Below are 13,780 nucleotides of genomic sequence, written 5' to 3'. Positions count from 1 at the left end.
TAGCCTGACTAAAATCTAATTTATAACGGCGGATATTAGCAACTGCTACAAATTAGGAGATCCTGACTACATTATATCGGTGTGGTGGTAGATGAAAATTTGTTACAGACTATAAATTTCTCTATAGTTTGGCTTATATAATTACAGCTTATGTCAAATACTGATGGTCTCAGACTTTAGCTGTGATCGCAATTTAGTTTGACTTTGCTGCAATTATCTCGATTAATTTTCCTTATTTATCTCAAAATATAATTCCATAATCTCTTTTATTGCTGTTTTTACTACCAATTTAAAATCCTTGCCAAGTGCAATTTTGATGTACTTGGCTCCAGCAAACACCCAATATTTTAATTAAAAAAGTTTAGGAGAATCCATGAGTCAAGGTTTAGCAACACTTTTGCGTGTAGGGACACAAAAATCTCACTCGGCAGCCGAGAGTACAGACTTCATCAAATGTTTTTTAAAGGGCGTAGTAGATAAAACATCCTATAGCAGACTCGTCGGTAACCTTTACTTTGTTTACAAAGCGATCGAAGAAGAGTTTGAAGCTCACAAAAATGATCCCGTTCTCAGCAAGCTCTATTACCGCGAATTGTGGCGTGAAAAGAGCCTAGAACTCGATATGTTGTTTTACTTCGGTTCTAACTGGCGCGAAGAGTTTAAGCCAACCCCTGCTTGTGAAAAGTATCTTGCCCGTATTCGTGAGATTTCGGCTAATGACCCTGTGTTGCTAGTGGCTCATGCTTACACTCGCTATATGGGCGATCTTTCGGGTGGTCAAATCCTTAAAAAAATCGCCAAGGAGGCGATGGGTTTGCAGGATGAAAGGGGTACAGCATTTTATGAATTCGACGACATTCGCAATCATGGCGAATTCAAAAAGCGCTACCGTGAAGCTCTGGATACCTTACCTGTAGATGCCGCCACTGCTGAACGCATTGTTGATGAAGCTAATGCTTCATTCCACATGAACATGGCAATGTTCCGCGAGCTAGAAGGTAATTGGTTGGTGGCTCTAACTAAGTTTGGTTGGAATTCTTTAGTTACGAAGATCAAAGGTGAACCTAAAAATAATTCTGTTCGCCGCGAATCAAAGGTGGCTGGCTAATTAACCAGAATAAAAAAGGGGCGCAAAGCGCCCCTTTTTTATTGCATGGTGACAAATTCTTCGGCAGCAGTCGGGTGCATCGCCATCGTATTATCTAGATCTTTTTTGCAGCCTCCCATCGTAACGACTAGAGACATACCCTGAATGATTTCGGCAGCATCTTTACCGACCATGTGCAAACCGACAACTCGTTCCTCTTCTCCAACAACAATTAATTTCATCATTGTTTTTGCCTCACCACCTGCCAGACTGTAAAACATGGGGCGAAATTTAGTTTTATAGACTTTTACCCGATTGCCATATAGTTCACGCGCTGTTTCTTCAGATAAGCCAACGGTAGCAGCTTCGGGTTGAGAGAAGACAGCCGAAGGAATATTTTTATGACTGATAAAATGTGGTTTATGTCCATAAACCGTATCGGCAAAAGCGCGACCTTCGGCGATCGCCACAGGGGTTAAATTCACGCGATTGGTACAGTCCCCGATCGCATAGATATGGGGTTGATTGGTGCAGCTATCTTCGGTAACTGCGATCGCGTCATTAACAACTGCGATTCCTGCTTGCTCTAGACTGAGGGGGGCTAGATTTGGCTTACGTCCTGTTGCCGCTAAGACAACATCAGCATTGACCTGTTGTGCCTTGCCTTCTGCATCATTAAAGGCAATCGTTAATGCGTTTTCATGCTCCTGACTATTCTTGATAATCTTGAGAGAATTGCTATCAATGCAGGTGTGGAAATTGATGTCGTGATTGACCATCCCTTCTTGCACATTGATACGCACATCATTGTCAAATCCTTTTAAGACATAGTGATCGCGAATAATTTGCGTAACCTCAGATCCGAGTCCCCGCATGATGCCTGCAAACTCAGTCCCAATATAACCACCACCAATCACCGCAAATCGTTTGGGAAACTGCGGCAACAAAAACATTTCTTTAGATGTGATGGCATATTCAATACCAGCTAAATCAGGTTTGAAAGCTTCACCACCCACTGAAATCAAGATGCGTTCGGCGGTAAATTGGCGATCGCCCACAGCCACCGTATGGGCATCAACAAATTTGGCAAATCCTGAAATTAGCTCGACATTGTTCTTTGATAAAAAACTAATGTGCAGTTTATTTAATCTTGATACTTCTGTTTGAATCGCATCGCGGAGTTTCTCCCAATCCAAAGTTCCTTCAGGAATTGTCCAGCCATAGCCTGCGGATTCATGGGGAAAATGGGAAAAGTGGGAGGCATAAACCATCAACTTTTTGGGGACACAACCACGAATTACACAAGTACCACCTACTAAGTCCCCTTCTGCGATCGCAACTTTTGCACCATAACTGGCAGCCCGTTTCGAGGCGGCAAGCCCACCACTACCCGCACCAATTACAAATAAGTCATAATCAAAATCTGTCATATTTTTATTTACAGCCTATTGAGGCTTAAAGTATTACAAAAGAATTTTTGAAAGCGTGGCAGAGCCACGCTTTCAAAAATTCTTTTGGGTTTTAATTAATGGATTAATTGTCCACGTCCTAGCCATATCTCTAGGAGCAAAATTAGAAACCCAAGCATTGCTAAGCGTCCATTCCAAACTTCGGCAGATTGAGTCATACCCCATTCCCAACGCTCTTGTGGATAGAGTTTGGTATTTTTCTGAGGTTGAATTGTTTCTGAGAATGATTTTTTGGGATCGTTGAGAGCCTTGATCACGATGTCGGCTAAGGCCTGGATAAATGTGGGATCAGTATCAGGGGCAGGAACTCTCGCAAAGGTCTCAATACCTGCATGTTCAGCAATTTCGCGGTATTCCATATCAATTTCTTCGAGAGTTTCAATATGTTCAGACACAAAACTAATTGGCACAACTACTAATTCTTTGACTCCTTGCGCCGCCAGCTCCTCGATCGCAATATCGGTATAGGGCTGCAACCACTCCACAGGACCAACCCGACTTTGGTATGCGAGTTTATAGGAGTTAGGGCGGTTAAGCTTTTGCATGATTAACTCTGCACAGGCTTCGATTTCCTTTTGGTAAGGATCACCTGCTTCCTCAATGTAGCTAACTGGTACACCGTGGGCGCTAAAGAATACATAGGCTTCGCTAGGATTTTTGACTTGATCGAGTTGGGTAGCAATTAAGTTTGCCATCGCTTGCAAGTAGCCTGAGTTGTCATACCAAGAAGGTACAACTGTGTATTTAATTTTTTGGAGTTCAGGATCGGTTTTCCAGATGCGGTCAAGCAATCGAAAACTGGAACCTGTGGTACTAATCGAAAATTGAGGATATAGGGGTAAAACAACTAATTCTTCGATTTTATCTCGTTTAATTTGAGCAATTGCCTCTTCAGTAAAGGGATGCCAATAACGCATTCCTAGATAAATATGTGCCTCATGCCCTTTCTGCTGAAGCTGCGATCGCAAAGCTTGTCCTTGGGCTTCAGTAATGCGCCTTAGCGGTGAACCACCACCAATTTTTTTATAATTTTCTTGGGACTTCTTAGCCCGTAACGTCGAAATTAACCAAGCGAGAGGAGCTTGCAATAATGGTGAAGGCAAGCGAATAATTTCTGGGTCAGCAAACAGGTTATACAAAAATGGGCGGACATCCTCTAACTTGTCTGGCCCGCCAAGATTCAGCAGTAAAACTCCTAATCGCCCCATATCAATCGCTATATCCTTTTGTAATTTGGATTTGTTATTTAGATTAAATCTCATTAATTATAGCTAGCGTCAGGATCGTTACACCGTTTTAAGCAGACATTTATAATTTATAGATGAGCTAACCATGCGATTGCTGCATCAATACTCGTAACCTCATCTCCATCAGGCATCGCAGGACGTTGCACCATGATTACAGGAATTTCTAATTCCCTCGCAGCAATAATTTTGGCGTAGGTGGCAGCACCGCCACTGTTTTTACTAACGATTACTTGAATTTGATAATCTTGTAGCAATTGGCGTTCTTGCTCAAGGCTGAATGGCCCGCGATCGAGCAATATTTTGCTATTGGGCAGATCCAGATCAGGTGGATCGATAGAGCGAATTAAGTACCAAGTTTGAGAATGAATTTGCGATCGCAACAAAAACGGCTCTAGTTGCTGTCTACCTGAGGTAATAAATACCCGATTTAACGCATCAGGAATAGCTTGCGCTGCTGCTACGATACTTGCCACTTCAATCCAAATATCACCAACAACTTTTTCCCACTGCGGACGCACCAGCATCAAATGAGGTATTCGGGCAATTTTCGCCGCAATTGCCCCATTATGCGTAATTTGTCCTGCACAAGGATGGGTTGCATCAATAAGCGTATCAATCCCATTGTCCTGCAAATATTTAGCTAGCCCCTCCGCGCCACCAAAGCCCCCAATGCGAAATTTTCCCACGAGTGCGGCAGGTTTCTTGGTTCGTCCTGCAAGGGAGCTAATTACTTCTATGTCGTCTATTGTCGCCAGTTTTGCAGCAAGCTTTACCGCATCACCCGTACCACCTAAGATCAGGACTTTTCTCATTTTTGTCTAAAATAATAAAAAACAGAGCTTACACCACCTAATATGTAGGCAACACAAGCCTCTAGGTTTAAAAATCACCATATTCAACCTGTAAGCAAGTCAAACCCAGATCGCGCCAAACTCTCACAACCTGATCGCGATCATCTAGTACAAAAGCCACATTGTATTGGTCAAGGATGAATTGATCATAAATTTCCCTTTTGACAATACTATCCTTGCGTGTATCTCCAGAACGCCGCATGTATAAACCCTCAAAATCAATTTGATGCTTACGCAGCCAAGCCAAAGTTTGCGGCTTATATTGATCTTCACGGCCAGATACCAACAAAATCTTCTTTCCTGAATTTTGTAAAATTGATCGCACTGGCTCATTCACCATATCCCCCTCACACCTAGAGCCATCGTAGGGACTCCGATCAACGATCAGAGCAAGAGTACCATCCAAATCACAAATAATGGCATCGGTCAGCTCAGGTTTGTATATTGGTTTCGTGGCTCTAGGTGCAGCAATAAATTGATCATAAAGTTTACGAATTACTTTCTCCCCGACAGAGTTAGGACGCTGCAAATCACGTTTGATACAAGTTTCTAAGGGAACATCTCGAAAGTCTACGACTTCTAATACGGCGAGATCTTGAATTAGTTCTCTAACTCTCAATTCATGTTTAGCGTCAAGATTTAGATTATCTACAATGACATGCTTCCCATTGATTAATGACTCTTTAATAATCAAATCTTGCACAGCCAAGGCAAACTGCTCATTATGTTTAGAAGCATAGGAATTATCAAGCATGACAGAAATTTCACCTTGGCTAACCCGTTTAATCGCATTTGGTGATTTATCGACCCTTTTCTTTGCCCATGTGGATTTTCCCGAAGCAGGTAAACCAATTGTGAAATAAACTATCAGCATGAATTTTATGGTGTACTTTACAGCCCTGCATTGATCATCAAACTTGAAGGTTTACCCTTCCTCAAACAATTTGAGATTGCTATATAATCATGGCAATTGCCTCAAAACCAAAAAATTTAGAATTATGATTATATCTACAGAAGCCAGCACTCTAAGAGTTCTCATCGTAGAAGATGAACCACTGATGCAACTAGGATTAGAAAAATCCCTATCGCAACAACCAAATATCAATGTAGTTGGCATCGCTGAGGATGGTTATATTGGCGTAAAAATGGCTCAGGAATTAAATCCTGATATTATTGTCATGGATATTGGCTTGCCAAGACTTGATGGAATTTCAGCAACCCAAAAAATTAAGTCTAATGCCCCTAATATTCATATTGTGATGCTCAGTTCCCATACTGATGATACGGAAATTATTGCCGCCCTATCCAGTGGTGCTGATGCCTATTGTGTCAAAGGAACATCGACAGAAAGCCTCTTAGCAGCTTTTGCCGCCGCCAAGGACGGGGCAACCTATCTTGATCCACAAATTGCACGTAAGGTCATGGATCACCTCAAGCCGCCTACTCCATCGGAAAATACTTCGCACCTCTCTCAACGAGAATTAGAGGTTTTAAGGTTAATCGTTGATGGCAAGAGTAATCCTGAAATTGCCAAAGAACTCTACCTTAGCCCCAACACGATCAAAACCCATGTACGGGGCATCATGAATAAGCTCTCTGTCGATGATCGTGTGCAAGCAGCAGTAGTAGCTTTGCGATCGGGATTAGTCAATTGAGGGATCTTTTTTGACTAAATTGTTAAAAAAAAGTTTACATAACAAAGAAATTTGCTTTAGGGAGATATACGGTGTAAACACGCAAAAAAAAGAGGTAGCAGAAGCTAATACATACAAAAAACTATAGTAAGCTCTATTGCCATTGGTGAAAATGCAAGATAGCTTATTGTATGGGAATAGAGCAAAAGCGTTCTACACAGTCAAAAAAGTTACTAACCGACTAAAGTTAGTTATCTCAAAAACTATCTTGAGATAGATTTATTCCAAAATTGAAATTCTACAGATTTTGCATGATTGCTTTACCAAATTGGTGGTTGACATAAACGCATTAACAGTGCATGTGAGCCATATTTTAGAGTGAAAGCATATAAGTGGGATTTAAGATGTTCACTGTGAACTTGTTTTACGGAAAAAATCGAGGTAAGTTATAGTTTGTAATCGCTCCTAGCTGAGATGATGGGCTACCTATTTAAATAGGCAAGACTACTCAGATCAACTTTATTCTCACACTTGATTTATTCAGGAGCAAAGCTAGTCTAAGAGGAGGCAGTTTTTTGAAAAAGGTATCTTCCCAAGAAGAGGATCTGACAACCAATGTTTCCCTGCCATTGGGCGAAAAGACGCTTTCTCTGAAGGTACGTCGTTCGCTAGCGGTTTTAGGGTTTGCTCTATCCGCAGGCACTGTGGGGGTATTAGTCAGCCAACAGTCGGCAAACAATAATCTTAAAGCTACACCAGTAGCAGCGTCATCCCGTACTTTGACGGATGTGATGGGTCAAAACCAAGATCGTAAGTACGAAATGGCGAGAACTGCGATCGCATCTGGCACATGGGACAACAGCCAAGGCGTAATTGTTCATGAGGTTCGTGAAGATGAAACTCTCTGGAAATTAACTCAGGTTTACCAAGTCGATGCAGCAGCCATCGCCGCCTCTAACGGAATCAGTGCAGATACTGAATTACAAAGAGGTATGAAGTTAATGATTCCTCCTGTAAACGGGTTAGTTCACAAGGTGAAATCAGGTGACACCCTAGAGGCAATCGCTAGCTACTATAAAGTCCCCAAGGACGAAATCATCAAGTTTACCTCTCTAACTTCTGGTGACTTCTTAGCAATTGATCAGCCTTTGGTAATTCCGGGCAATGTGACAGTTCTAATGCAAGTCAAAGAAGATCATGTCAAAAGGCAACTGTTGGCTGAAAAAGAACGTCTCGCAAAACGCCTCCAAGAGCTAGAAGGCAAAAAAGCAGTAGCAACTTTGGCAAGCAACAAGTCTGAAAACAAAGTTGCCGCAGATACAATCTCAAAGCAACCAAAGCATACTCTTTATAAAGTCCAAAACGGCGATACTATTGAGACTATTGCTCGTCGCTATGGCATTACCCAAAGGGCGATCATCGAAGCTAATAAGCTAGAAAATCCCCAATGGTTAGAGTTAAACCAAGAACTGAAACTGCCTCAACAGCAGAATTTGCCGAATACTCGTACGGTTGCTTCCTCGCTTAACGAAAAACCTGTTAAACAAGTTCCTTCACCTACTACAACAGCCAATACTGCCGTTCCTAGAGAAGTAGAAGCAATTCGTGTAACTGCGGCAACTCCGATGGTGTTACCTAATGCTTCTGTGGCAAAGATTGCAGCAGCAAATCCTGCATCCCCTTGGGATGGTTTAATGCAACTAACTGGTTCTGATGTCGCTGCATCTAAAACTGTAGCAACCACATCGGTTAATGGCGAGCCTGTTACAAGAGTTGCGGCGGCGCTCTTTCCCTTTACTCCCGACCAACTACTTGGTGATTTAAGCGGTGGTGCTAGAAGCAATTCTATTCCTGCACTAAGTATCAATTTGCCTGCCAGATCGATTGCCGCACCAGTAATTCCCTCTCAAGTTGCTTCCGAGCAGTACAGTGTCAGTGGTTCTAATCCTATTGACAATAGAACCTCTCAACCAGTAGCTGAGCCTGTATTACAGCTACCGCTTAGGATATCTGCGGCTTTGTCAGTGCCACAAATTCCAACAGCTCTAGTTTCTGAGCAAAGAATCAGTGCCAACAGCAATGCCACACCCGTAGAAGCTATAAATCAGCCTGTTGCTGAACCAGAGGCAAAGCCTGAAACAGTTACAGCAGTCGTGACTCCTACAATTCCCTCGAATCCAGCAATTGAGCAAAGTGGTACTTCTAATGCTGGTGTTGCGGATACTGTCTCTCAGCCTGCATCTGAACCAAACATCCAGATACCTACTCAATTAGCCGCTAGTCTTGCACCGAAGATTCCTTCCTCAGCCTCAGTTGATCAGCAATCAGATGTCGTCATCAAGCAACCCAATCAAGTCGCGTTATTGCCTGACCCTGAAGCAAGAATGACTTCCTTAGAAGTCAAGCGCCTTGAGTCTGAGGTTGATCTGCTCACAAATAAAGTTCGTGATGCTGAAATCAAGGAAGCTGCTCGTAAAGCTGAAGAACTTCGTAAGATAGAAGCCGCTAAGATTGCGGCGGCAAATCTTAATGCTACACCTAACCCTGATCGCAACTTTGATTCTAGTCGTAGTGCGATCGCAAATCCTGGAGATCGTTCAGGATTCGCCCCAGAGCTACCACAACTGACAGCTAGTGCCTACTTACCTGATGTCCAAGATTATGGACTTTCCACTGGCTTTATCTGGCCCGCAGATGGTGTATTCACATCTGGCTATGGCTGGCGTTGGGGAAGAATTCACCAAGGTATTGACATTGCAGCTCCTGTTGGCACTCCAATTTTGGCTGCTGCTTCTGGAGTAGTAGAATACTCGCAGTGGAATGATGGTGGATACGGTAACATGATTGATATTCGCCATGCTGACGGCACAATCACTAGATATGCCCACTTGAATGCGCTGTATGTCAAAGAAGGTCAAACGGTTAGCCAAGGTCAGACAATTGGTGAGATGGGAAGTACAGGATTCAGTACAGGCCCTCACCTTCACTTTGAAATTCGTCCTAATGGTGGTAGTGCGATTGATCCAATGGCTTTCTTAGCTAGTGCTAGAAGGTAAAAGCCATAAACCCAAAAAATGAATTGCGGCGCGAAGCGCCGCAATTCATTTTTTGGGTTTTGATTTGTCCTAACGAAGTCTGTACTTTGCTATAGACACAAAAACAAGAAGTGAATAGCTATAGCTGTCGGAAGCGAGAGAAATCGAGAATATTTGCAGAGTTTGTATTTTTTCTGCTAAAGTGAAAATAATAGAATTCTTCATCAGTAAATAGGAAACGTTGATGGCAACGGACTTACAGAGCTTAACTGCTCAATTGCAATCTTTAGCAGAACTCGCAACAAAATCGGTTGGAGATGTGCAAACACCTGAAGAATTAGAACAATTAAGAGTGGAGTATCTGGGAAAAAAAGGTACTCTGTCTCAAATCCTTGGTGCAATGGGTAAGCTATCTGCCGAAGAGCGCCCTCAAGTTGGGGCAATCGCCAATCAGGTCAAGCAAACCTTACAAACTCAGCTAGAAGAACGCAAAGCCTCGATTCAACAAAATCTTATTGCCAAGCGTCTTGAAGCTGAAACTCTTGACGTGACTATGCCTGGCATTTTGCATTCCTATCAAGGTAGGCAGCACCCTATCCAAAGTACCATTGACCGAATGCTGGATATTTTAGTGGGTATGGGATTTACCGTTGCTCAGGGACCCGAAATTGAAACTGATTATTACAATTTTGAAGCTTTAAATACTCCCGCCGACCACCCTGCTCGTGATATGGCAGATACCCTGTACTTGAGTGATGGCAAATTATTGCGATCGCAAACTTCCTCAGTACAAATTCGCTACATGGAAGAAAATGACCCCCCACTGAGAATTGCTTGTCCAGGTCGCGTATATCGCAAGGATGACATAGATGCAACTCACTCCCCAATTTTCCATCAGATTGAACTTCTGGCAGTCGAGGAAGGATTAACTTTTGGAGATCTTAAAGGCACTGTCAAAACCTTTGTTGAGGAACTGTTAGGCGATTGTCCAATTCGCTTCCGTCCCAGCTACTTCCCATTTACAGAACCATCGGCTGAAGTCGATGTGATGTGGAATGGACGATGGTTAGAATTAGGCGGCTGTGGCATGGTCGATCCTAATGTATTTAAATCTGTTGGCTATGATCCTGAAGCTGTTACTGGTTTTGCTTGGGGTTTTGGCGTAGATCGAGTAGCCATGGTACTGCACAAAATAGACGATATTCGCCGTTTATTTACAAGTGACTTACGATTCTTGCGACAGTTTTAAGCTTAATCAATCTGATATATCTAAAAATTCATGCGCCAAGTTTTAGCTTTCTTCCGAAGCTCTCTTAAGTTAACTAATTTTTGGCAAGACAATTATGTTTTCTTGAGAGAATTTAAATATTTCTGGCGATTAGCATTATTAGCGATTGTATTCTCATTCTTGGCAGCAGTCTTTGAGGGCATAGCATTAGCAGTAATCAGTTCATTCCTACAAGTATTAACTAATCCCAATAGCCCAGATGTTAGCCTAAGGCTAAAATTGCTGGATCAGATAATTCTCTCGCCCCAGTCTAGCTCTGGCGATCGCGTATTAAGGTTGGGATTACTGGTAATTGCCCTATCTTGGTTGCGATCGCTATTTGCCTATTTAGGTCCCGTCTATGCCAAGCTCACCGATGCCTCCTTTGCAGATCGGATGCGAAAATCGATGTTTGAGCAATTGATTAGTTTGAGTTTGGGTTATTACTCCCAAACGAGATCAGGGGATCTGATTAATTGTCTAAATAACGAAATTGCCACAATCCAAAGAGGTTTTGGAGCGGTTTCAGCCTTTGCGATTAGAGGCTCAACTTTGCTGGTATATATCAGCGCCATGGTTGTAATTTCGTGGCAATTGTCAATCGCGACTATACTCCTGTTTGGGATGCTATCGGTATTTATATCTAGCTTTGTGCTACGGGTGCGTGAAGCGAGTTTTCCTGTGACACAGGCTGGCGCCAACTTTACATCTCTAGGCATTGAGCTAATCAGCGCAATGCGAACAATTCAAACCTCATCAACCCAAGGATTTGAGCGCGATCGATTCTACAATTCTTCTGAAAGAATCAAAACAGCTCTATATCGACTTAATAAAGCTGTTGATCTAATTCGCCCAATGGCAGAGGCGATCTCCACAACTATTCTAATTTGCGTGATCATCAGTGCTTTTAACTTCTTTGTATTGACGGGACAATTACAAACTAACGCACTCCTAACATTCATGTTTGTGCTATTTCGGATGATTCCCCTTGTTGAGCAGGTAAATGGATTGCGTGTTGAGCTAGGCAGCTACGGAGGTTCGATCGCCAAAATTAAGCAGGTACTAGCTACTGAAGATAAGAAATATTTAGTTGATGGACATATAGAACTGAAAAAGTTTGAGAGAGCCATTGATTTTGTATCGGTTGACTTTGGCTATGATATCCTTGACCAGCCCGTCTTACAGAATATTAATTTATCTATTGAATGTGGCAAGACTACAGCATTGGTGGGAGCTTCAGGGGCAGGCAAAACCACGCTTGCTGATTTAATTCCTCGGCTATACGATCCCACTAATGGCTTTATAAATATTGATGGCATTGATTTACGCGATTTAACCATTGATTCACTACGGCGCAAGATGGCGGTAGTCAGTCAAAGTACATTTATCTTTAATGCCTCAGTCCGTTATAACATTGCCTATGGTTTAACTGATATTAGCGAACAAGCAGTAAAAGATGTGGCGCGACAAGCCAACGCCCTTGACTTTATTACGGATATGCCTGAAGGCTTTGATACTGTATTAGGCGATCGCGGCGTGAGACTATCAGGTGGTCAATGTCAACGCATTGCTATCGCTCGCGCTTTACTACGTAAACCTGAGATCTTGATTTTAGATGAAGCCACTAGTGCCCTTGACTCAGTGACAGAAAGGATGATTCAAGAATCCTTAGATGAATTATCCAAAGATTGCACCGTGATTACAATCGCCCATCGACTTTCGACCATTGTCCGCGCGGATAAAGTAGTCGTACTAGAGAAGGGTAGAATAGTTGAAGAAGGCACTTACCAAGACTTAATTGCGAAAAAAGGCGCTTTGTGGAATTACCACCAAATGCAAAACCAGTAGGCTTAACTTCTTTTTGGTAATTTTATTTCAAAAAGAATATGTGAATTAGCTATTTGCGAATAGCCACACAATACATATTCATACCAGTTTTAGTAATTGAAGGTATGAAGGTTCTTATCATGGCTAATGCGATCCTAATCTTTCGATCAAAGGGAGATAGCATAGATATCTCTAATCCTGATCTCTTAAGCTTTTTAGCTATCATAATATTAGATAAACCAAGCCAGTTAAAAGGTTCTTCAACATAATTTTGTAGTTCCCAGCCAAATCTTGAGAGAATTGTTTCTGCCGCAACTTTATTCCATCTCGTTTGATGATGCGGCGGGTAATCCCATCCTTCCCTTCCCCCCACCTTGACATCTTGAAGATTCATTGTCCACCGATTAGGAGCGGGGCAAGTAAAATGTAGAGAAGAGCCTTTAGTCATGATGGGATAGAGATCTTGAAAGAACATGACCAAATCATCTAAATGCTCAATCACATGAAAAAACGCAACAGCATCAAATTTCCTGTCTTGCAAGTTACTTTTAAGCTTCTTCAAATCCCAACAATGGGCATCTAAATTCTTAGATTTGGCAACTTCTATAGCTCTATGATTAAAATCTAGTCCCATAGCACTATGTCCTTGTTTAATCGCCAGTTCAAGAAAATGTCCCTCACCGCAACCAACTTCTAAAATATGAGAGTTAGGCTTTAAATTTTGAAAGCACTGTTGAAAATCCCAATTACGAACTCCATAATCTTCTATCTCCGAATACCATTGACTTGGTGCTGTGAACATTGGATTAGCGAACTCTAGTCCACAATTGCCACACTTATCTATATGAATAGAAGATGGAATATCGCCACTACTAACCATCTCAGTTAAAAAAGTTGATGCAGCCAAACTAATTCGTGAGTAATAGTTTACAAGCTCTAATGTAGGTAAATCTTGTGCTGACTTAATTTTCTGTGAGTTACAAACAGGGCAAGAGTGAACTTCTGTTTTATTATTCATGATTTTAGATAGATAGGAAGTATTTTGTTGCAAGCAAAAATAGTGCTTGCATTATACATAGATTTGCAAGTTAAAACATGAAATTTTTAGCTTGTGAAACAACATCATATATCGCTTCAGCAATGCCTCTTCCAATCGTTGGCACTGGTTGCTAAAGAAGTTAGGACTTACGCAGTGGAGAAAAAGAGGTAAAAAGGAGTAAGAGTTAGGCAAAGCCAAATGACGAAGAAATTTAGCACCCTAAACTATTGCCAGTATCTGCTGAGTAGCCAGATCAACTATACAATCACGAACTTAGCCGAACATATAGAGGGATACAGTCACGACCAAATCAACCGATATATG

Annotated in this window: 10 protein-coding genes and 1 pseudogene; 6 read left to right on the top strand and 5 right to left on the bottom strand. The window is 42.0% G+C overall.

Translation table 11 applies throughout. The features are described 5' to 3' along the window. Window positions 1–373: 373 nt before the first annotated feature. Window positions 374–1,108: a biliverdin-producing heme oxygenase gene (locus H6F41_RS13430; protein WP_190403984.1), complete on the top strand. Its 735-nt coding sequence runs from the start codon at window positions 374–376 to the stop codon at window positions 1,106–1,108. Window positions 1,109–1,146: 38 nt separating this feature from the next. Here H6F41_RS13430 and gorA read toward each other — a convergent pair whose 3' ends face one another. The 4 genes from gorA to H6F41_RS13410 form a co-directional block, all read right to left on the bottom strand. After that, window positions 1,147–2,517 carry a glutathione-disulfide reductase gene (gorA, locus tag H6F41_RS13425; protein WP_190403983.1) on the bottom strand — a complete coding sequence of 457 codons (1,371 nt, stop codon included), beginning with the start codon at window positions 2,515–2,517 and terminating at the stop codon, window positions 1,147–1,149. A 95-nt stretch (window positions 2,518–2,612) separates the two neighbouring features. Beyond that, on the bottom strand, window positions 2,613–3,764 hold the full coding sequence (gene hemH / locus H6F41_RS13420) for a ferrochelatase (RefSeq protein WP_190403982.1): 1,152 nt from the start codon (window positions 3,762–3,764) through the stop codon (window positions 2,613–2,615). Between the two features lie 107 nt (window positions 3,765–3,871). Continuing rightward, complete coding sequence (locus H6F41_RS13415; RefSeq protein WP_190403981.1) at window positions 3,872–4,615, bottom strand: cobalt-precorrin-6A reductase; 744 nt, start codon at window positions 4,613–4,615, stop codon at window positions 3,872–3,874. 67 nt (window positions 4,616–4,682) lie between these two features. Next, window positions 4,683–5,528 (bottom strand): phosphatase domain-containing protein, encoded by an 846-nt coding sequence (locus H6F41_RS13410; RefSeq protein ID WP_190403980.1) that lies wholly within the window; start codon window positions 5,526–5,528, stop codon window positions 4,683–4,685. A 124-nt stretch (window positions 5,529–5,652) separates the two neighbouring features. Between H6F41_RS13410 and H6F41_RS13405 the strand changes: the two genes are divergently transcribed. The 4 genes from H6F41_RS13405 (at window position 5,653) to hepA (ending at window position 12,438) form a co-directional block, all read left to right on the top strand. Then, window positions 5,653–6,309, top strand: a complete 657-nt coding sequence (locus H6F41_RS13405) for a response regulator transcription factor (protein WP_190403979.1) — start codon at window positions 5,653–5,655, stop codon at window positions 6,307–6,309. Between the two features lie 554 nt (window positions 6,310–6,863). Further along, a complete protein-coding gene (locus H6F41_RS13400; protein ID WP_190403978.1) occupies window positions 6,864–9,344 on the top strand; it encodes a peptidoglycan DD-metalloendopeptidase family protein in 2,481 nt (826 codons plus the stop codon). A 223-nt stretch (window positions 9,345–9,567) separates the two neighbouring features. Beyond that, on the top strand, window positions 9,568–10,572 hold the full coding sequence (gene pheS / locus H6F41_RS13395) for a phenylalanine--tRNA ligase subunit alpha (RefSeq protein WP_190403977.1): 1,005 nt from the start codon (window positions 9,568–9,570) through the stop codon (window positions 10,570–10,572). A gap of 30 nt (window positions 10,573–10,602) precedes the next feature. Next, window positions 10,603–12,438 carry a heterocyst formation ABC transporter subunit HepA gene (hepA, locus tag H6F41_RS13390; RefSeq protein WP_190403976.1) on the top strand — a complete coding sequence of 612 codons (1,836 nt, stop codon included), beginning with the start codon at window positions 10,603–10,605 and terminating at the stop codon, window positions 12,436–12,438. Window positions 12,439–12,487: 49 nt separating this feature from the next. Here hepA and H6F41_RS13385 read toward each other — a convergent pair whose 3' ends face one another. After that, on the bottom strand, window positions 12,488–13,435 hold the full coding sequence (locus tag H6F41_RS13385; RefSeq protein WP_190403975.1) for a class I SAM-dependent methyltransferase: 948 nt from the start codon (window positions 13,433–13,435) through the stop codon (window positions 12,488–12,490). A gap of 219 nt (window positions 13,436–13,654) precedes the next feature. On the opposite strand from H6F41_RS13385, the pseudogene H6F41_RS19030 reads away from it, so the two are divergent. Next, window positions 13,655–13,780 (top strand): annotated as a pseudogene (locus tag H6F41_RS19030) (IS701 family transposase); the annotation flags it as partial.

It is taken from the genome of Pseudanabaena mucicola FACHB-723 (assembly GCF_014696385.1).
Lineage (GTDB): Bacteria > Cyanobacteriota > Cyanobacteriia > Pseudanabaenales > Pseudanabaenaceae > Pseudanabaena.
Note: the sequence above shows the minus strand (reverse complement) of the source record. Positions and strands in the feature narration are given on the sequence as shown.